The 21,164-nt window shown below is 38.9% G+C and carries 21 protein-coding genes, 1 other RNA gene and 1 other annotated feature; of the genes, 2 read left to right on the plus strand and 20 right to left on the minus strand.

From position 1 onward, the window contains the following. Nucleotides 1–6: 6 nt before the first annotated feature. The 4 genes from MKY07_RS12165 to MKY07_RS12180 are packed head-to-tail and all read right to left on the minus strand — an operon-like array spanning nt 7 to nt 3,497. Nucleotides 7–672 carry a tetratricopeptide repeat protein gene (locus MKY07_RS12165; RefSeq protein ID WP_008408536.1) on the minus strand — a complete coding sequence of 222 codons (666 nt, stop codon included), beginning with the start codon at nt 670–672 and terminating at the stop codon, nt 7–9. Nucleotides 673–729: 57 nt separating this feature from the next. Beyond that, nucleotides 730–1,848 (minus strand): tRNA 2-thiouridine(34) synthase MnmA, encoded by a 1,119-nt coding sequence (gene mnmA / locus MKY07_RS12170; protein ID WP_008408537.1) that lies wholly within the window; start codon nt 1,846–1,848, stop codon nt 730–732. Between the two features lie 59 nt (nt 1,849–1,907). Beyond that, nucleotides 1,908–3,053, minus strand: a complete 1,146-nt coding sequence (locus MKY07_RS12175) for a cysteine desulfurase family protein (RefSeq protein WP_014823419.1) — start codon at nt 3,051–3,053, stop codon at nt 1,908–1,910. A 24-nt stretch (nt 3,054–3,077) separates the two neighbouring features. After that, complete coding sequence (locus MKY07_RS12180) at nt 3,078–3,497, minus strand: Rrf2 family transcriptional regulator (protein WP_008408540.1); 420 nt, start codon at nt 3,495–3,497, stop codon at nt 3,078–3,080. Nucleotides 3,498–3,630: 133 nt separating this feature from the next. On the opposite strand from MKY07_RS12180, the gene MKY07_RS12185 reads away from it, so the two are divergent. After that, nucleotides 3,631–4,911 (plus strand): replication-associated recombination protein A, encoded by a 1,281-nt coding sequence (locus MKY07_RS12185; RefSeq protein WP_065215662.1) that lies wholly within the window; start codon nt 3,631–3,633, stop codon nt 4,909–4,911. Nucleotides 4,912–4,976: 65 nt separating this feature from the next. Here MKY07_RS12185 and MKY07_RS12190 read toward each other — a convergent pair whose 3' ends face one another. The 6 genes from MKY07_RS12190 to hisS form a co-directional block, all read right to left on the minus strand. Beyond that, a complete protein-coding gene (locus tag MKY07_RS12190; RefSeq protein ID WP_008408543.1) occupies nt 4,977–5,471 on the minus strand; it encodes a hypothetical protein in 495 nt (164 codons plus the stop codon). 144 nt (nt 5,472–5,615) lie between these two features. Then, on the minus strand, nt 5,616–6,020 hold the full coding sequence (locus MKY07_RS12195; RefSeq protein WP_065215661.1) for an aminopeptidase: 405 nt from the start codon (nt 6,018–6,020) through the stop codon (nt 5,616–5,618). 319 nt (nt 6,021–6,339) lie between these two features. Next, a complete protein-coding gene (locus MKY07_RS12200; protein ID WP_339262398.1) occupies nt 6,340–7,101 on the minus strand; it encodes a tRNA threonylcarbamoyladenosine dehydratase in 762 nt (253 codons plus the stop codon). Nucleotides 7,102–7,293: 192 nt separating this feature from the next. Further along, a non-coding RNA gene (gene ssrS / locus MKY07_RS12205) (6S RNA) lies at nt 7,294–7,491 on the minus strand. Between the two features lie 157 nt (nt 7,492–7,648). Then, on the minus strand, nt 7,649–9,421 hold the full coding sequence (aspS, locus tag MKY07_RS12210) for an aspartate--tRNA ligase (RefSeq protein ID WP_008408547.1): 1,773 nt from the start codon (nt 9,419–9,421) through the stop codon (nt 7,649–7,651). Nucleotides 9,422–9,435: 14 nt separating this feature from the next. After that, complete coding sequence (gene hisS / locus MKY07_RS12215; protein ID WP_339262401.1) at nt 9,436–10,704, minus strand: histidine--tRNA ligase; 1,269 nt, start codon at nt 10,702–10,704, stop codon at nt 9,436–9,438. A gap of 86 nt (nt 10,705–10,790) precedes the next feature. After that, nucleotides 10,791–11,025, minus strand: a binding site (T-box leader). Between the two features lie 156 nt (nt 11,026–11,181). Here hisS and MKY07_RS12220 point away from each other — a divergent pair. Next, on the plus strand, nt 11,182–12,783 hold the full coding sequence (locus MKY07_RS12220) for an N-acetylmuramoyl-L-alanine amidase (protein ID WP_339262402.1): 1,602 nt from the start codon (nt 11,182–11,184) through the stop codon (nt 12,781–12,783). A gap of 298 nt (nt 12,784–13,081) precedes the next feature. On the opposite strand, the gene MKY07_RS12225 is transcribed toward MKY07_RS12220, so the two are convergent. The 10 genes from MKY07_RS12225 to pstA all read right to left on the minus strand — a co-directional run bounded on the left by MKY07_RS12225 (nt 13,082) and on the right by pstA (nt 21,164). Beyond that, nucleotides 13,082–14,281 (minus strand): iron-containing alcohol dehydrogenase, encoded by a 1,200-nt coding sequence (locus MKY07_RS12225; RefSeq protein ID WP_014823414.1) that lies wholly within the window; start codon nt 14,279–14,281, stop codon nt 13,082–13,084. A 128-nt stretch (nt 14,282–14,409) separates the two neighbouring features. Then, on the minus strand, nt 14,410–15,195 hold the full coding sequence (locus tag MKY07_RS12230) for a hypothetical protein (RefSeq protein WP_339262405.1): 786 nt from the start codon (nt 15,193–15,195) through the stop codon (nt 14,410–14,412). A gap of 166 nt (nt 15,196–15,361) precedes the next feature. Then, nucleotides 15,362–15,583 (minus strand): hypothetical protein, encoded by a 222-nt coding sequence (locus tag MKY07_RS12235; RefSeq protein ID WP_008408555.1) that lies wholly within the window; start codon nt 15,581–15,583, stop codon nt 15,362–15,364. 184 nt (nt 15,584–15,767) lie between these two features. Beyond that, complete coding sequence (locus MKY07_RS12240) at nt 15,768–16,331, minus strand: NUDIX hydrolase (protein ID WP_339262408.1); 564 nt, start codon at nt 16,329–16,331, stop codon at nt 15,768–15,770. A 135-nt stretch (nt 16,332–16,466) separates the two neighbouring features. Next, nucleotides 16,467–16,895, minus strand: coding sequence for a GatB/YqeY domain-containing protein (locus MKY07_RS12245; RefSeq protein ID WP_008408559.1), 429 nt, complete (start codon nt 16,893–16,895; stop codon nt 16,467–16,469). 83 nt (nt 16,896–16,978) lie between these two features. Continuing rightward, nucleotides 16,979–18,190 carry a hypothetical protein gene (locus tag MKY07_RS12250; protein WP_339262411.1) on the minus strand — a complete coding sequence of 404 codons (1,212 nt, stop codon included), beginning with the start codon at nt 18,188–18,190 and terminating at the stop codon, nt 16,979–16,981. Next, entirely contained in the window at nt 18,183–18,680 is a 498-nt protein-coding gene (locus tag MKY07_RS12255; protein WP_339262413.1) for a sigma-70 family RNA polymerase sigma factor, read from the minus strand. The genes MKY07_RS12250 and MKY07_RS12255 overlap by 8 nt, the downstream gene beginning before the upstream one ends. Before the next feature lie 101 nt (nt 18,681–18,781). Beyond that, the gene (gene phoU / locus MKY07_RS12260; protein WP_339262415.1) at nt 18,782–19,435 is read right to left on the minus strand and encodes a phosphate signaling complex protein PhoU; all 654 of its coding nucleotides are present in this window, start codon (nt 19,433–19,435) and stop codon (nt 18,782–18,784) included. A 22-nt stretch (nt 19,436–19,457) separates the two neighbouring features. Further along, entirely contained in the window at nt 19,458–20,231 is a 774-nt protein-coding gene (gene pstB / locus MKY07_RS12265) for a phosphate ABC transporter ATP-binding protein PstB (RefSeq protein ID WP_231918655.1), read from the minus strand. A 54-nt stretch (nt 20,232–20,285) separates the two neighbouring features. Then, nucleotides 20,286–21,164, minus strand: a complete 879-nt coding sequence (gene pstA, locus MKY07_RS12270) for a phosphate ABC transporter permease PstA (RefSeq protein ID WP_008408564.1) — start codon at nt 21,162–21,164, stop codon at nt 20,286–20,288.

Consider the following 21,164-nt stretch of genomic DNA (forward strand, 5'->3'; position numbering starts at 1 on the left):
AAATGTTTAGTTCGAACGTTGGCAAATCATATCATATAAATACTTAGCTTGTTCAAATTCAGGCTGCAATGTAAAAGCCTGTTTCAAATGATACTTTGCTTTATCGGTATCTGTTGTAGCTACCGCGTATAATACACCTAAATTATAATGCGCATCTGCATTATTCCAGTCTTCTTCAATAACAAATTCCAGCTCCGGTTTCGCAAAATCGAACATTTCCAAAGAGCAGAGCAAAATTCCGTATGCTAAACGAATTTGCAGATCTTTTGGCGCAAGCTCTGCCGCACGCTGCATAAATGGCAGGGCCAACTTGAATTGCTGTTCCCGCTCAAAAGATTTAGCCAGCATATAATAGGCATCTGCCCCTTCGATTCCGTAATCGATCGATTTTTGATATAGTTTTGCTGCTTCTGTATAGCGCTCAGCTTCATAGTATAAATTTGCCAATCCGTAATACGCTGTAGCAGCTTTTTCGTCTACTGTAATCGCCTTTTGGAAAAAACGTTCAGCACGTTCAATATCCCCCATTGCCGCAAGCAATGTACCGAAGTTCACATAGCCGATCGCATCGTTCGGCTGTGCTTCAATTGCCTGTGTAAAAGCTTGTGCAGCTTCTTCATAACGCTTTTCCTGGAATGCTTTAATCCCGATTTCATTATAGTTTGTATCCATTATGTCACCTCTATAAATATGTATAGACGCTCATTTTTAATGAACGTCTATCGTCTATTACCCTACATATGTTAATTTTTCACTATTTTTAAATACGCCATCGATTGTACCGCCACCTAGGCATTCTTCACCATCATATAATACAACCGCTTGTCCCGGTGTAATCGCTCGAACTGGTTCGGCAAATTCAATATATGCTGTACCGTCTTCACGCATAGTCACCGTTACCGGCGAGTCTTCCTGACGATAGCGGAATTTAGCCGTGCAATTAAATGTGCCCGTTTTGGCTTCACCTGTAAAGCTCATTTTTACCGCTGTCAACGCATCCGAATACAAGGCATCGTGATGGAAACCTTGGCCAACATATAATACGTTACGTGTTAGATCTTTACCGACAACAAACCACGGTTCGCCGTCTCCGCCGATCCCTAGGCCGTGACGTTGCCCTAATGTATAGTACATTAAGCCGTCGTGCGTACCTTTTACCTCACCATCAAATGTTTCCATATTGCCCGGCTGCGCAGGTAGATACTGGCTTAAAAATTCTTTGAAATTACGTTCACCGATGAAACAGATCCCAGTTGAATCTTTTTTCTTCGCTGTTGCCAAACCTGCTTCTTCCGCAATTTTACGCACTTCAGGCTTCGGTAAATGACCAATTGGGAACATGACCTTTTCAAGCTGTTCTGAAGTTAACTGATTCAGGAAATACGTTTGGTCTTTATTATTATCAATGCCGCGAAGCATTTTCACACCATTCTCGTCATGCGCTACACGTGCATAGTGGCCTGTCGCTAAATAGTCCGCGCCAAGTGCCAGTGCATGCTCCAGGAAGGCTTTGAATTTAATTTCTTTGTTGCACATCACATCAGGATTCGGTGTACGGCCTGCTTTATATTCCTCCAGGAAGTACGTAAACACTTTGTCCCAATACTGTTTTTCAAAGTTAACTGCATAATACGGAATGCCGATTTGGTTGCATACTGCGATGACATCATCATAATCTTCTGTCGCTGTACATACACCGAATTCATCTGTATCATCCCAGTTTTTCATAAAAATACCGATTACATCATAGCCTTGCTGTTTTAATAAATAAGCGGCTACTGATGAATCAACGCCTCCACTCATTCCAATAACTACTCGAATTTGAGATGGATCTCTTGTTTCTACCATTTACTATTCACCTTTTCTTAGACAAATCGCGTAAAAGGCGCGAAGTCTTTCTTATAAATTTACGGAGTTAGACGTTTCACAATTTCAGCAGTACGCTTACCTGCTTCTCGCACTAACTCATCTGTTAATCCTAACCCAAAACTGAAACGAATGGAACTACGAAGCTCAGGGGCGTTCTGTCCATACATTGCAACAAGTACATGGGACGGATCAATCGAACCTGCTGTACAAGCAGAACCGCTGGATACGAGTACGCCGGCCATATCCAAATTGATTAAAAATGATTCAACATCCGTCCCGGGGAAAGTCACATTCAATACATGCGGTAAAACGCTCGTTTGATGACCATTCAGATGAAAATCAATATTCGCCTGCTGGAACTGTTCGATTAAAATATTTTTGAAACCATTATACTGCTCCATACGCTGTTGTGAAGACTGTCCTGCTAACTCGGCAGCTTTTGCAAAAGCGATCACAGCCGGGACATTTTCGGTACCTGCACGGCGTTTTTTCTCCTGTGAGCCACCATAAAGGATATTTGTCAGTTTGACTCCTGTTTTTGCATATAAAAAGCCGATTCCTTTGGGACCATTAATTTTATGCGCCGAAACACTTAGTAAGTCAACGTGGAGTGCTTCAACATCCATTTTTTCCAGTCCAAATGCTTGTACAGCATCTGTATGAAATGTTGCGGTATGTTCTTTTACTATCGCACCAATTTCTGCGATAGGCTGGATTGTGCCAACTTCATTGTTACCATACATAATCGTCACTAAAATCGTATCATCACGTAAAGCCTCTTTTACCTGTTCAGCGCGGATACGTCCCGTTTGATCAACTGGTAAATACGTCACCGTGAAACCTTCTTTTTCAAGCTTTTCACACGCATGTAAAACGGCATGGTGTTCAATTGCTGTTGTGATAATATGTTTACCTTCTTTTTGGCGCGCATACGCTGTTCCAAAGATGGCCATATTATCGGCTTCTGTTCCTCCGCTTGTAAAAATAATTTCAGAGGGCTTCGCATTTAATTTGGCTGCCAAACTAGCCCGAGATTCATCCAGTGCTTTACGTGCACTGCGTCCAACTGTATGAATACTTGAGGCATTACCGCTTTCCTCTGCCATTGCACGTGCCATTACATCAATTACTTCCGATGCAATTGGCGAAGTAGCGGCATGATCAAGATAAATTGAATTTTTCAAACTAACTAACTCCTTTAAATAACACTAAATGTAAAACATGTAGCCGTCAGATACTTCATTATTCGTATATTTTGCCAAATCATCAATCGTCGTTGTATCCAATACATTTTTCACTGCATCCCGAATACGCATCCACAGTTCACGCTGTGGCGCTTCCTCGTTTTCAATTCCTTCTACCGGCTGGATCGGGCCTTCCAATACGCGGATGACATCAGCAGCCGAAATTTCATTAGGTTTATGTGCCAACATATAGCCGCCGTATGCACCACGAACACTTTTTACTAGACCTGCATTGCGGAGTGGAGACACTAATTGCTCTAAATACGCTTCAGATAAATCTTTATCCGCAGCAATTTGTCGCAACGGAATCGGTCCTTCACCATAATGCTTTGCCAATTCAATCATAATCGTTAAACCGTAACGCCCTTTAGTCGATATTTTCATCGTTACACCTCTTATTTTCTAGTCCTATAATATTATTCATTATAACACAACTCCTTTTAAACCACTCGGAAATACTTTATGATAATTAACAATAACCAATTTATTTAACTGAAAAGAAAAGGAGCGAAAAATTATGCAAAATGAACCGCTCGCCTATAAAATGAGACCTCGTACAATTCATGAAATTGTCGGGCAACAGCATATTATTGGATCAGCAACACCATTGTTTAGAATGATCGAAAAAGGACATGTACCTTCGATGTTGCTATACGGACCTCCGGGAGTTGGAAAAACATCGATTGCCAACGCCATTGCCGGGAGTTCGAAAATTCCGTTCTTTGCATTGAACGCAACACATGCTGGGAAGAAAGATATTGAGCAAATCGTGATGGACGCGCGTATGAGCGGTAAAGTCCTCTTATTTTTAGATGAAATCCACCGCTTCAACAAACTTCAGCAAGATACATTGCTGCCGCATGTGGAAAACGGTTCAATCGTCTTAATCGGGGCAACAACGGAAAACCCGTTCCATGATGTAAACCCTGCCATCCGTTCGCGCTGCGGGGAAATATTACAATTGGAACGCTTAACAGGCGATGATATCATTCAACTACTCAATCAGGCATTGGCAGATAAAGAACGTGGACTTGGACATTTGGAAATTGATATAACCGAACAGCAAATCGAAAAAATTGCCAATGCTTCCAACGGAGATGCCAGAAAAGCATTAACCCTTTTGGAATCGGTCTATTATGCTTCAGATGAAAAAGACGGAGTAACTATTATCAACGATAATGCGATCGACGCACTTGCAAAAAGAATTGGGGTTTTTGGGGATAAAGGGGGCTCTCATTTCTATAACTTATTGTCTGCCCTTCAAAAATCGGTACGAGGCAGCGATCCAAATGCTGCGCTCTATTATTTGGCTCATTTACTCGAAAATGGGGACTTAGTTGCAGTATGTCGAAGACTGCTCGTCATGGCCTATGAAGATATCGGACTTGCGAATCCTAGTGTCGGAGCACATGTGCAGGCAGCGACGGAAGCTGCCGTGAAACTCGGGTTGCCGGAAGCACGCATACCACTTGCAACCGCGGTCGTTGAAATGTGTTTATCGGACAAATCGAATTCAGCCTATAAAGCATTGGATTCAGCGATTGCAGCAATTCATGAAGGGAAAACCGGTGATATACCGAACCATCTAAAAGATGCTCATTATGCGGGTGCGGCAGAACTTGGTCATGTCGGTTACAAATACCCTCACGATTCCCCTCTTGGAACATTTGGTGGCTGGGTGCAACAGCAATATTTACCGGATGAATTGGCAGGTACCGAATTTTATAAGCCCGTCATAGCAGGTGAAGAAAAAAGAATGGCCGCTATATATGAAAAGCTAAAATCCTTTAAGAAATAAAAGACAATTTATAACGAATACAAAAAGAGTCATTTTCAAATCAATGAAAATGACTCTTTTATATTTTACTTTTCGTATGACTCTGCAAATTTCTTAAATGCTTTAATACACTGCTCCACATTGTCGGCAACAGTCAGCTTAACTTCTTCACCGCTTAACTGGTAAATACTCTTTTGAATCTCCGAAAGCAATTCTTCATTATTTTCAGTATGCGCGTTTGGAATACAGCTCGCACTTAACTCATAAAACTTACTCACATGTGCACGTGCATCCATATCATCTTCCGCAATTAAGTTGGCATGCGCTAAACCGGTAAAGTATAAAAGTTTTGAAGCAATATCCATATAAAGCGTCCAATAAGTAGTGCTTGATGGCAGTTCCCCGTCATTTTTAGCAATGAAATAATTAAAATTATTCGCTACTTTGTGCAATAATCCATCAAGCTGCTCAAAAGCTTTCGACCAATTTGGTTTTGTATCGATATTTTCAAAAACGATTGTATCCATCTTCAACTGCAGACTCGGCAAATTCAATAAATCATTTTTCATTTCGATTGTCATTCTATCGTTCCTCCTTGCATCCCCATGCATATTATCAATACACTCTAACTATAGCAAAAAAAAGGAATTTTTCTTCAAAAACGAAAAAATCATTAAAATCCTGCCATATTTTTGCCATAATTATTCTCTTAATAGAATATTATGTCATTTGCCATTTAAAGATTCACCCGTCAAACGGGAAAAGTACTTTTCATACAATAACTTCTCTATATTTATATAGTCGTTTTTAAATACAACCATCTCACCCTGTTTATAGATTTTAACGGAAGGGCCTGAACTGTAAAAAAACCAATTAAATGATTCAATCCATACATCTAAATTTTTTTCATCATTGCTCAAAAATAATTGCTTTTCTTTTATTACATTCGCCATTTTCCAGAAACCTTCACTTAGCTTGAAGTTTTTCGTTAAAAAATCATATTCCGGTTCAACAATATGATCGGTATCATAAATGTGAATCGTATTTAAATCGACATCAATTGCAATTTCCACTGAGCCGATCACATCATGTAAATTCAAACCCCGGTATTCCAATTGTTGTATGACCATTTCTTAAGCTCCATTTCTTAAACATTTTTATTGTTTTATCACAATAATATTGTATTCCATTTAATGAATAACCATTCATGACAAAACCACTTTATGAGGAAATTTTTGTATAAACTAATATAAGTATGTAATTTAATACGCAATAATTTGTTTAACGGAAAGATAAATTTGATGATTCATTAATTGTCTAATGACGTTTTAGATGTAAAAACAACGTTTAAATCAATAAATATCATTTAACAATTCCTCAATAAAAAAGATGTGTTAAAAGGTTTCGAAATCCCTTTTACACATCCTTTCATTTATGGAAGTTTACGAATTACCCTTGAACACGTTTAATTTCGACATCTTTTAAAATCGTATTAATAACCCAGCTTGCTGCAATTAATCCGGCAACAGAAGGTACGAATGCATTTGATGAAGGTGGTAATTGTGCTTTGCGGATTTCCGCTTCAGGCTTTCCTACATATTGTGCAACGTCCGGACGTACGACAATTGGGGATTCGTCTGAAAATACAACAGTTACACCTTTTTTAATGCCTTCTTTACGCAGTTTAGTACGGATTACTTTTGCCAGTGGATCTGTATGCGTTTTTGAAATATCGGCAATTTGGAATCGGGTAGGATCCATTTTATTGGCAGCACCCATGCTTGAGATAATTGGAATGTTGCGTTTTAAACATTCTTTCATAATATGGATTTTGTACATAACTGTATCGGATGCATCAATTACATAATCAATTCCTTGTGCGAAAAACTGTTCATACGTTTCTTCTGTATAAAACATATGCATATCAATTACTTCACACTCCGGGTTAATATCTGCAATCCGTTCTTTCATAATAGCAGATTTTGATTTTCCAACTGTTGATAGATATGCAACTAATTGACGATTGACATTCGTAATATCCACATTATCTTTATCTACTAATATGATACGGCCAATCCCGCTGCGTGCACATGCTTCTGCCGCAAACGATCCTACACCGCCTACACCTAAAATTGCGACTGTCGTTTCTTTCAGCTTTTCTAACCCTTCTGTTCCAATAGCTAACTCGTTTCGTGAAAATTGATGTAACATCTAATTTTACCCCTCAATCTTTATCATTCTACTAGGCATTATAACGACATCATATACGAGATGCAAGCAACAATCTAATGACAGAAAGCAGCATTTCCCATAATATCATTTCAGGAATGCTCCAATTCCAGTTATTATAACAAAATAAAAATACTCTTCTACATAAAAGTAGAAGAGTAAAATTAGAAATGGACGAATCCCAAAAATGCCGTCTTGCTACAACATCGTTTTGATCCCGCGTCTATAGCAAGGGGGTGCACTAATCGCAGCGTTAAACTTCCCGCTCCAAATGGGGCATGTTTGCTTCTACGGTAATAGTAGCTCCCAACGATTTATTGTTCGGTCAAAAGTGTTTAGTAACAAATATAGCGACGAACACATCAGGATTCGTATTAGTGTTATATTAACACCAATATTCTGATTATTCAATCGAAAACATTCCATTCTTATAAATTATTAAAATTGTACTAATTTTTTAGAATAATATGGTTCCAATTTACTTTATAAAAAAAGGTACTTCTTCCCGTGAGAAGAAGTACCTTAACATTTATTTTTTTGCTGTCGCTGCGATACGTAAGCTTAACTCTTCAAGCTGTGCATCTGAAACTTGTGATGGTGCATCTGTTAATAAACAGCTAGCTGTTGCCGTTTTAGGGAATGCAATTGTATCACGTAAGTTTGTACGGCCAGCAAGAAGCATTACTAATCGGTCAAGTCCCATCGCCAAACCACCATGTGGAGGAACGCCGTAGTCAAATGCTTCAAGTAAGAAGCCGAACTGTGCACGCGCTTCTTCTTCAGTAAATCCAAGCAGTTCAAACATTTTTGCTTGTAAATCCGGCTCATAAATACGTAGTGATCCGCCGCCAAGCTCATAACCGTTTAATACGATATCATATGCCTGTGCACGAACTTCTTTAGGGTTTGTATTCATTAACTCTAAATCTTCATCAAATGGGCGAGTGAATGGATGGTGGGCCGCATAGTAACGACCTTCCGCCTCATCGTATTCGAATAATGGCCAATCAACAATCCATAAAAATTCGAATTTCGACTCATCGATTAAGCCTAGTTCTTTTCCTAATTTTAAACGTAATGCGCCAAGTGCGTCTGCAACTACAGAAGATTTATCTGCAACGAATAATAATAAGTCACCAGCCTGTGCTTCTGTTGCTTGGATGATTGTGTCAGCTGCTTCGCCTTCAAAGAACTTCGCAATCGGGCCATTCAAGCCTTCTTCTGTCACTTTTAACCATGCTAACCCTTTTGCCCCGTAACGGCCTGCAAACTCGCCTAATGCATCAATATCTTTGCGTGAATAGTTTGCTGCTGCGCCTTTTACATTGATTGCCTTCACTTCACCGCCATTTGCCACTGCGTTAGCAAATACACCGAATGCTGATTCTTTTACGATGTCTGAAAGCTGTTTTAATTCCAGTCCGAAACGAACATCTGGTTTATCTGAACCGAAACGATCCATTGCTTCTTTATAGCTCATGCGCGGGAATGGTGTAACGACATCAATGCCTTTTACATCTTTCATAACTTGAGTAAGAAGACGTTCGTTCATTTCAATAATTTCATCCATTGATAAGAATGAAGTTTCGATGTCGACTTGTGTAAATTCCGGCTGACGGTCTGCACGCAAATCTTCATCGCGGAAGCAACGAGCAATTTGGAAGTACTTCTCAAAGCCACCTACCATTAATAGCTGTTTAAATAACTGTGGTGATTGCGGTAATGCATAAAATTCACCGTCATGTACACGAGATGGAACTAAATAGTCACGTGCTCCTTCTGGTGTTGATTTCGTTAAAATTGGCGTTTCCACTTCCAGGAAGCCTTCGTTTTGTAAGAAATTGCGGATTGTACGTGTTACATCAGAGCGCATCTTAAATGTGTCATACATTACAGGGCGACGTAAATCCAAATAGCGGTATTTCAAACGTAACTCTTCTGAAACTTCCGCATTGTTATCGATTGCGAATGGCGGGTTTTTTGCTTCATTAATAATCGTCAGTTCAGAAGCCACTACTTCGATTTCGCCTGTCTTCATATTTTTGTTAATTTGGGAAGCATCACGTAAAACTACTGTACCTTTTACTTCAATAACAAATTCATTACGAATTTTATTGGCAAGTTCTAAAGCGTCTTTCGCTTGATCACCGAAAACTACCTGTACGATCCCTTCACGGTCACGCATATCCACGAAAATTAATCCGCCTAAATCACGACGTTTTTGTACCCAACCTTTTAATACAACTTCCTGTCCCGCTTCTGCAGCTGTTACTAAGCCACATGCATGTGTTCTTTGCGCCATTGTTATTCCTCCAACTATTTGTTTTCTAAAACGTATTGGACAAGCTGACCGAATTCCACTTTTGTCTGATCGCCTGTTTCCATTGTTTTGACGTTTACTGCTTGCTCTTCTAATTCTGACTCACCTAATACAATGACAAATTTCGCATTCGCACGGTCAGCAGCTTTCATTTGCGCTTTCACTTTCCGGTCCAAATAATCCATATCTGCTGAAATGCCTTTTGCGCGGAACGAACTTACAAGTTCCACTGCTTTGAGTTTAGCTTCTTCACCCATTGCCACAACATACATTTCCAGATTATTTCCCGTTGCAAGCTCGATGTTTTTTGCTTCAAGCGCTAATATTAATCGTTCAATTGATAGGGCAAAACCGATACCAGGTGATTCCGGTCCGCCAATATCTTCAACTAAACCGTTATAGCGCCCGCCACCGCAAAGTGTCGTAATTGAACCGAACCCTTCACCGGTAATCATAATTTCAAACGCCGTATGATTATAGTAATCAAGACCACGTACTAAGTTAGGATCCACTTCATAGGAAATGCCCAGTACATCCAAATATTGTTTTACTTTCGTGAAGTATTCTGCAGAAGAATCCGTCAAATAATTTGTTAAAGCCGGTGCAGTAGCCATTGCCGGGTGTTTAGCATCTACTTTACAATCTAAAATACGTAAAGGATTTTTCTCCAGACGGCTTTGACAATCACTGCAAAGCTCCCCAACAACCGGAGTGAAATGCTCAATTAACGCACTGCGATGCGCATCACGAGTATCTTTGTCACCTAATGAATTAATGACTAATTTTAAATCGGACAAACCAAGTGTTGTATAGACATCCATTGCAAGTGCCATTACTTCCGCATCAATTGCCGGATCAGCTGAGCCGATTGCTTCTACACCAAACTGTACGAATTGGCGATAGCGTCCTGCCTGTTGACGTTCATAACGGAACATTGGACCTGTATAATAAAGTTTGACAGGTTGATCTGCCTGACCGAACATTTTATGCTCCACGTATGCACGTACCGCTGAAGCTGTTCCTTCTGGACGTAATGTTAACGAACGATTTCCTTTGTCCGTAAATGTATACATTTCTTTTTGTACGATATCCGTTGTATCGCCTACACCGCGTTGAAACAGTTCAGTTGATTCAAACATTGGTGTGCGAATTTCGTTATAGCGATACTTTTCACATAAATCACGGATGACACGTTCTACATACTGCCATTTTTCGGATTGACCCGGTAAAATATCCTGTGTTCCTTTTGGTACTTTAAAATTCATAAAAGCACTCCTCTCTTAATTGACCAAACACATTGCGAGCTGAAGAAAGAAGAAAATAAAAAAAGCTTTCGTCCCTTGCAAAAACTGCAAGGGACGAAAGCTTGTAAATTCTTCCGCGGTTCCACCCTAATTGATGTATCTCTACATCCTCTCGAATTCGGATAACGGCCGATTCCGTCTTCCCCTACTAGAAAAAATTTTTCGAGGAAACGCCTCTCAACTGTTGTTCACATGTTACATACTGCAGGAAAGATTACAGCCTATGTCTTTCCCTCTCTTTTCAGCATTGGCAACCGCTACTTGTTTGGTCATTGGCAATGTTACTTTTGTTAAATTAACACTAATCTTAATGATGTCATGACAAGTTGTCAACCATTTTCAAAAAAACGCTATATTTTTTGTCATAAATACTTTTATAATATAGGGGGATATAGTAAAAGGGTCATTTAAACAAAATAATTTTAAAAGGAGGAAACTATGAAAAAAAATAAAATAATAGTTGGTTTATCAATTTTATTATTGTTCACAGCGGTAATTCCGTATAATTTTTCCGCTCGCCCTGCTTATGCCAACGGGGAACCGTTGTATGTAAACGCGGAAATTTTATATTTACGTGAAGGTCCGGGTCTTTCTTATCCGATCATTGATACGTTAAAAGAAGGAACTGAGATCATTTCGATTGAAAAACAAGGTGATTGGCACCATGTTCAGGTCGGACAACAAGAAGGCTGGGTTGCGGCATGGCTTGTGAAAACAGCAAATGTGCAAAAAGACTCTTCATCAGACAAAACGGTCATTTCTCAAGTGGACTCTTTAAATGTTCGCGTAGCGCCATCATTATCCGCATCTGTGCTGACGAAAATCTCTTCCGGGACGGAAAGTAAATTTTTACAACAGGAACAGGATTGGATTCAAATTCAGTTCGGGGAAATGACAGGTTGGGTATTCGCAGAATATGTCACAGTAAAAGATGCAAAGTCGGAAACACCGGAAACTCCAACTGATAATGTGCAACAGGAACAATCAAATGAACCTATAGAGCAAATTGATCCGAATACATTTACCGTTAATGTAAGTGCCGTAAACATCCGAAAAAAACCTGATTTAACAGCAAAAAAATTAGGACTTGCATCGGAGGGCCAACAGTTTAAAGTGCTTAGCCGCGATCATAATTGGGTCGAGATTGAATATGAAAAAGGCAAAAAGGGTTGGATTTACAGCTTTTACGGAACTTTCACAAAACAATTGAAACAAAATCATTCATCTGAGAAAGAAGAAGCGAAAAACTTTGTCACGATTATTTATAACGGGACAAACTTAAGGGAATCCCCTTCTACTTCTTCAAATGTAGTCGTTATCGCAGATGCTGGTCATACATATCCGATAGTGGAAAGTGAAGGCGACTGGTTTAAAATCGCAGTAAAAGATCAACAGACTGCGTATGTCGCAAACTGGGTTGTAAGTAAAAACAATTCACAGGGAACTACATCCCAAAACAATACAAGTCAAGTAGCCGAGCGTAAACAGGGTACATTAAAAGGCCTAACAATCGTGCTGGATGCCGGTCATGGCGGTAATGACCGTGGTACTACCGGCGTTCGTGGAACCGACGAAAAAGATATTAATATTATTACAGCAGAAATGCTCCGTTCCAAATTACAGGCTGCCGGTGCAAATGTTGTAATGACACGGGAATCTGATATATTTGTCGACTTGCGAAAGCGTGTAGCAGTGTCGCATCAGGCAAGTGCCGATGCGTTTATCAGTATTCACTATGACGCAAATGAAGATAGTTCAGTGAGCGGCTTTACGACCTATTATACGAATGGTTACCAGCAAAAGCTTGCCGAATATGTTCATGAAGGCTTGGCATCAAAAGTTAACTTGAAGGACCGTGGACCGCGCTTCGGAAACTATTTAGTGCTACGCGAAAACCGGCAAAATGCTATATTGCTTGAGCTCGGTTATTTAAGTAATCCTTCTGAAGAACGGGCAATTACTACAGATTATTACCGGGAACAAGCAACACTGGGCATTTATCAAGGGTTATTAAACTATTTCGACGACCAACTTGAATAAATTATTACCATTTTTAAATACGCTGGATCATAACCCAAAAATGCTATTTTTCTCTAAGAGAAAAATAGCATTTTTTTGCTGAGCGTTAAAAATTGATTTCCATTCCAGGTCGGACGCTTTCCGCGGGCGTGGCCTGAGCCTGTAGTCTCAGTCGTCACGCTATTCCCGCTGGAGTCGCCTCCCCTCCATTTCAATCAATTTTTATAAAATATCCGTTACTTAATAAAGGTTTCTTCTTTTTCTAACGGTACTTCTATTTATGATTCACCCTCTTTTTATACCTTGTTTTCCTTATCCATTATTCCTGAATGACTTGATATAAATAAAACATTTCATCTTTATTCACAATGCGCGGTACCGGGTACAGCGGGTTCGCTTCTTGTATAGCGCGCTCTACCATTAATGGCACATCACGGTTGATGATTCCTGTTATTTTTCGAGGGATGTTCATCTTTTCATTTAACACTTCAATCGCTTCAATAAATAACTCTGCCTTTTTTTCATCGCTGTCTGTTATTTTCCCGATTCCTACAATCGTCGCCAGTTCTGCTAATGGCTTAGCAGCGCTTTTGCCGTAAAATCGCAGGACATGCGGCAGGATAATCGCATTGGCAAATCCGTGCGGAACTTGATAGAAACCACCGAGTGTATGAGCAATGGCATGAACATAGCCTACATATGCCCGGGTAAATGCAAGTCCGGCCAAATAGGACGCACGCTGCATTTCCGTCCTTGCTTTCATATCTGTTCCCTCAACATAGGCGCGCTCTAAATACTTAAAAATAAGTATAACCGCCTCACGGGCATATTTTCTCGTTTCCTCTGTATTACTTTTCCCAATATAGGCTTCCACGGCATGTGTCAAAGCGTCCATTCCTGTCGTAGATGTAATATGCGGAGGCAAATTAATCGTTAATACCGGATCTAGTACAGCGTAATGCGGGACAAGCACCGGATCCATAATAGCGAATTTCTCATGTGTTTCACTATTTGATACGACTGCGGCTATCGTCCCTTCGCTTCCCGTTCCGGCCGTTGTCGGAATCGCAAAAAACGGCGGCATTTCTTTTCTTACTTTGAATAATCCCTTTAAATCAACCAGCGATTTATCGGGGCGTGCTATCCTTGCCGCAACTGCCTTAGCACAATCCATCGGTGACCCGCCGCCAAATGCTATAATGCCATCACAATTATTCGCATTATACAGTTCCAACGCTTCTTCAATATTTGTGAAAGTTGGATTTGGAACGGTTTTACTATAGACAACAAATGCAATATTTTGCTCCTGTAAGCCCTCCAATAACTTATCCATAAGCCCAAGTTTGTGAATTCCTTCATCTGTAATCACTAAAAGCATATTTAACTCTAAACTTTTCACAAGGTCCGGCAATTTTTCAAGGCTGTTTTCCCCTTGGAGTAATTCTGGCTTTCTCCAGTTCATAAGCTTCATACCGACACGCATTGAACTTTGGACGGTTCTACAATAGGCTGTATACATCGAACGAAACACTCCATTTCTCTCTATTTATGTATCCTTACTTTAATTATTCCGCACTCCCTTTTAAAATTCCTTGTGTGTAACAAAATTGGGCAAATTAAAAACGAACCCAAAACGGATTCGTTTCATTAATCGTTGGCAAAAAATACTTTGTCTGCAAAGGAAATCGGCTGTTTTTCAAAGGCGGTTTCGCTCATCGCGATGACCGCCAGATCGATATCAAGTTCCTGCATTTTTCCGGCAGCAACTTCTTGATTCAGTTTATGGAAATCGCTAAATTGATTATCCGTAATAATCATAAGATCCCGCTGATGGCCAATGTTGTCTTGGGTAAAAAGTTCAATCGCCTTGTCTATAGCCGGCATAATTTGAGCGTCTCCAGTTAAAAAATGCTGCAGAAATTGATCGAACATTTCAATTTCAAGTGTTCCATTTTTAAAATGAAGTGGTTGAGCCGATTTATTACTAAACGGAAGTATGATTAAATCACGCTTTTGGACAGCACATAAATTAAATAGCGGTAAAATGGTCCCTTTTGTAAAGGCTTCAACCCCCTGCATAGCGTCAGATTGCTGTAGGATGACTATCATGGGCGAATAAAGATTTTTCATCTCTTCAAAGGGCACATACAGTACATTGCCATCAATAACAGTCCGATCTTTCAGTAATTGCTTTTGTTGCTCAATCGGGAATAAATAATCTTTATCCTGTATTTTCGGCATCGTTGCTTCCACTTCTGCAATCATTTCTTCAAGTGCAATTGCAATTTCGATAACCTCTATAAATAATGGTTGTTTACCGAATTTCTCCAAAAACTGTTGCTGCTCATTTTCATCTAAAGCTTGAAAAGATGCATTACGATATAAAAAATGAAGAATTTCATCTGTTAATACAGTCTTATATTCATTTGTCATGTAAAACCCTCCATCTGTTTTCAAATCAATACCGATAGTATAGCGAAGATTAAAATTAAAAAGTAGTAATTTAAACTGTGGACGAATAACTAACTTTATAATCGTTTTTTCTGCATAAAAAAAAGCGGTATCACTAGGATACCGCACCACACATAAATGTATGTAATTATAATTTTTGAGTTAAACCGTGTAAAGTATCTTTTAAATCACGATCGTTGTCTGAAAGCTCGATTAGGTTTCCTAAACGTTCGTGTAAAATTGGACGTTCAATTACTAGTTGCTCATCTAAAACTTGAACCAATAATTCAAGAAGCATACGGTTTTGTACTAATAATGCTTCTTCCACTCGATCTGGGTTAATTTTATATTCTTTTACTTTTTTCGCCATTTGAAAATAGCCTCCCTTTTGTTTATACAACGTTATTTTAGCACACGGTTGTTTAATTTTGTGAAATTATTTCAATTTCAGCATTCGTTTGTGTTTTTCTGTATATCAGCGAGTTGAATCCAGAAAATCTCCGTATGGAAAAAATCAGTCTTTAGTAAAAATGTTATCCATTTCAGCCTAACGTTTAACAGCCGATTTTTTTTACCTTCTCTATAATTTTCTCATAGATTGGAATCATATGCGCTTCCGTACATTTTTCGGCAACTTCGTCCATTGCGATCCAACCGACTTCACTGTTTTCATCAAGTTTCGCTTTAAATGTCGCTTCATCTTCCACTTCAAATATATAAGTCACATTAAAATGTAAATGTGCTGCAACATATTTTCCGTTTTTCATATGACCGATAACCGGCAGGATATCAAGCGAAATAATATCGTCCTGTATTGCTTTTGCTTCTGTAAGACCTGCTTCTTCCATCAGCTCTTTTTTCGCTACATTAAATAAATCAGGATCGCCGTCTGCATGACCGCCCATCCAGCCCCATGAATTATAAATATTATGATGAGCCATCAGTACACGGGTGCGGTCGGGGTTGAATACAAAAGCTGAAGCAGTAAAATGCAGAACTTCATTATTTCTTGTCAGGACATCCGATAAACTAGCCATTGCACGTAAAATGATGTCTCGATCTTTTGCTTCCTGTTCATTGTATGGTACATACAGTTCAATTTGTTCATGTAAGGTCATTTTAATCCTCCCTATCCTAATTCCTTTTTGTAGTGTAAGCGTTATAATTTTAGAAAAATATAGCGAAAAGGACGTGACCGTCAATTAATTGCGGCACACCTCCTTTTCTGTTACTTGACAATGCTTATTTTCATTTTAGGAAATGAGCGTTTTGACAACTTTTGAAATTGTCGCTCCGTCTGCTTTTCCATCAAGTAAAGGCTTTGCAATTTTCATTGCATCCCCCATATTCATGCCTGAAGTAATACCAGCTGCCTGAAGCTCAGCTGAAATTTCTTCCTCTGTTAACTGTTTTGGTAAGAAGCTTTTTAAAATGACTAATTTTGCTTCCTCTTTTTCGATTAAATCTGGACGATCTGCTTGCTTTGCACCTTCTAGTGACTGGTTTGTCTGCTTAATTTCACGATTAATGACAGCAATTTCTTCCTGTGGCGTCAATTCCGCACCTTTTTCCTTTTCTGCAGAATCCAAAGCGGACTTCACTAAAGTTAATACTCCTTTAGCCAATACATCTTTGTTTTTCATCGCTTGCTTTAATTGGTCAAATACAATTGTTTTTAACATGCTGTCTACCCCTTTACATTTAAATAAGTACATGACTTATTTGAATTACCTTTATTGTACCATGTACCCTTTCATTACATAAATTATTCATCAACAAATTGTTGGAATAAAGTTAATATTTTTTTTGATGTATATTCCGTGAATATGGCCAACTCTTTCTTACCAAATGGAAGGATATAAAGCTGTTGTTTATCATTCTGCCAAACCGTATAGGATTCTCCTTCTATATGAACAATATAAAGAGGCGGCTTCGATATTTCTAATGCTTCTTCATTTATTAGTGTAGCTTGCCCATAATTCTCATAAAACTCTTCAAGCACTTGCTCGGTTAATGTTAATTCTTTTATTTCATTGGCACGTTCATTAGGCAAAAGAATTTCCAGACCATAATGAAGACCTACACCTGCATATTCAGCTCCTATTCGATCTTGGGAAATCACTGTTTCTTTTAAATTTATATAATCGCCTACTTCCACTGGCTTTTGAGGATCATTTATAAACCATGCCGCAAATTTGTCTACAAATATACGAGGTGAAACTTGATTATATTCGTTAATTGTCATATTTTTAATCAATAAAAACATATTATCTTCTACCTCAACAACCGTACCAGAAGTACCTAAACTTTTATTTGATGAAATTATAATATTTTGTTGCTCTTTAAACTGATTTAATTGTTCTTCATAATGTGCTTCCATGTAGGAAAACCCCATAAAATTGCTATATGATGTTGCAATCTCCGGTAACATTTTCACGTAATCTTGAGACATTCTATCTTCTAACTTTTTAGCATAGGCAAACCTCTCGATTAATAGCGGGGCAATATTTTCAGTAACTTCTTTTTTTGTAATATGAGCAAATAATACCTCTTCAAAATCTCTTTCCTTCCATACTCGTTCAAGAATGTTTTCCGCTTGCTGGCGATCCTCATCTGTAATCGTAATTCCTATGCTTTTTGCATATTTAGGTATTCCTATAATCTCCACCATTTGTATATAGGCATTAGCACGACTTGTCTCTATACCAGCATTATTTTCACTTTCTTCAAGCGCAGTGAAAAATTCAAATAAATGTACATTCGTAGGTTGTTTAGCTTGGCTAATATCCAGCATTTTCGGAATAAATAATTGCCAGCTAAAAAGAATTAGCATTACAATAACTACCGGCATTAAATAATAGCCTATTTTCACTTTTTTGTTACGAGGTTTTTTAAGTAATATAGCATTTTTTACAGCAGTTTCACTTTCCGATAGATCTCCTGCAACATCTATTAATGCTTTTTTGAACTCATTCATGACGAAGCACCTCCCATTCTCCTTCTAGCACTGGTCTTAATTGTTCGCGTCCACGTCTTAATCGGGTCTTTACGGTATTTTCGTTGATTTCCAAAATGGCAGCCACTTGCACTACACTCATTTCTTCGTAGTAATACATTATAATTGGTTCCCGGTATTTCAATGGCAGCTTTAAAATTGCTGCCCCTATATTGGACCGCTCTTCTTGCTGGATGACATGATCACGGTCCGTCGCTTTCATCCACCATTTCGTTTCAAACTGTATTTTTTTATATGCCCAACTCTTTAAGTAATCTTTACTTTTATTAACTGTCATCTTTGTTAAATATGCTCTTAATTGACCGCTTTCTGAGTAGTCGGATTGCATAAATTTTATGTAAACATCTTGTACAATGTCTTCGGCAGCATGACGATTTTTGGTGTAAAAGTATGCGATGCGCAATAAATGCTTACTATATTCATTAATAATCTGTTCGAAATATTCATTCATATTACGCCGCCCTCCTTTCCTACATTGTAAACGATTGCCAATTGGCTGACGTTTCAAAAAAACAAAAAAGTATAGGAAGTCTCCTCCCTATACTTTTACATTTAATTATTCAGTTCATAATGCTTCCCTTTTACAAGGTAGAATAAATGCTCAGCTATATTTGTTGCGTGGTCTGCCGAACGTTCGATACAGCGGCATACGTATGATAAACTCGTCACTTGTGCCACTTGCTCATTGGAAACAGACAACTTCATTAAGTTACTCAGTATATTGCCTGTTAATTCGTCGACCTCATCATCCAGTTTTGCAATTTCTTTTGCCTTAGTTGTATTCTCCTCTAAAAAGGCGTCGACAATTTGGCGCAGCATTAAAATTGTTTTATGGAACATTTCCTCAATCGGCTCCACGCTCGTGACAAATGGTGTTTTTCCGATTCGAATCGTTTCCTTTGCGATATTGACCGCATGATCACCTATGCGCTCCATATCCGTTGCTGCTTTAATCACAACAATTAAACGGCGTAAATCTGTCGCAACAGGCTGTTGTTTTGCAATGAGTAAAATGACACGGTCATTGATTATTTCCTCCAACCGATTAATCTTCGGATCGGTATCAATAACTTGTAGCGCCAAATCAATATCCTTTTTTAAAAAAGCTTTAAAAGACTCCTGCAATGATTGAATACTTAAATCACACAGTTCCATTAAATCTTGCTGTACCGCTATTAAATCATGTTCAAAACGCTCGCGAATCATCGTTATCATTCTCCTTTTCTCATTATCCAAATCGACCGGAAATATAGTCTTCGGTGCGCTGATCTGACGGTGTCGAGAAAATGATATCTGTCTTATCAAACTCTACTACTTCCCCGTTCAGGAAGAAGGCCGTTTTGTCGGAAATACGTGCAGCCTGCTGCATATTATGTGTCACAATGACGATTGAATATTGTTCTTTCATCTGTTGTACAAGCTCTTCAACTTTTAATGTTGAAATTGGGTCAAGCGCTGAAGTCGGCTCATCCATTAAAATGACATCCGGTTCGATTGCCAAACAGCGTGCGATACAAATACGCTGCTGCTGACCGCCTGATAACCCATAAGCATTTTGATTTAAACGGTCTTTTACCTCATCCCAGATGGCTGCACCTCGCAGTGACTTTTCCACAATTTCATCCAGGATTTTCTTATTTTTAATTCCATGTATTCGTGGTCCGTATGCGATATTATCATAAATCGATTTTGGAAACGGATTCGGTTTTTGAAACACCATGCCGACCTTCGTGCGCAGTTCTTCCACTTCATAGCCGTTTGAAAAAATATTACGGCCGCGATAATTGATTTCTCCTGATGTCCTTACGATCGGCACAAGTTCTACCATACGGTTTAATGCTTTTATATATGTCGATTTCCCGCAGCCGGAAGGACCGATAATTGCCGTTACTTCGTTTTCCTTCATGTCTAAGTTGATATCTTTTAAAGCATGGTGATCCCCATACCATAAATTAAAATTATTGGACTGCATGACATTCGCTTGATTCTGTTCGATTCCCATTGCAGATTGACGCACATTATTTTTCGTTAATACTTGAACCATTCCATTTCACTCCTAATAACGTTTTTGGAATTTATTTCGAATAAAGATTGCAATGGAATTCATCGTTAATAAGAAAATCATTAATACGATAATTCCTGCTGAAGCCACATACTGGAACGCTTCTTGCGGACGTTTTGCCCAGTCGAAAATCTGCATCGGCAATGCGGTAAATGTATCGAGATATCCTGTTGGTAAAAACTGCAGAATGACTGGAATACCGATTACTACTAATGGTGCTGTTTCACCAATTGCTCGAGATAACGCTAAAATACTACCTGTTAAAATTCCCGGAATAGCTGCCGGCAGTACGACCCGAACAATCGTTTGCCATTTCGTAGCACCCATTCCGTATGAAGCTTCGCGCTGTTCATTTGGTACCGAGCGGATCGCTTCTTGAGCCGCAACAATAATAACAGGCAATATGAGTAGACTCATCGTCAGGCCGGCTGCCAAAATACTTTTTTCAAAGCCAAACAGTCGAACGAAAATTGTTAATCCGAGTAAACCAAAAACTATTGAAGGAACCCCTGCCAAGTTAGAAATATTTATTCGGATAAAATCATTTAATTTGTTTTGCTTTGCATATTCCTCCAAATACAACGCTGTACTTACCCCTAAAATAATCGAGACAGGGGCAACAACGCTCATCAGCCATAATGATCCGACTAGTGCTGCTTTAATCCCTGCATTTTCGGGAATACGTGACGCGAAGTTTGTAATGAAATTCATATCTAAAAAACCAATTCCTTGCGACAAAATTCGGTATAGTAACATACCTAAAGAAACAAGGGCAAAACTTGTAGCAATAATGAAAATTATTTTCCACATTTTATTCGAATTGAGGCGTTTATTCATCCGCTTCATCACTAAATCTTCTTGTATATAGCGCAT

The sequence above is a fragment of the Solibacillus sp. FSL W7-1472 genome (genome assembly GCF_037969775.1).
In the GTDB taxonomy this organism is placed as follows: domain Bacteria; phylum Bacillota; class Bacilli; order Bacillales_A; family Planococcaceae; genus Solibacillus; species Solibacillus silvestris.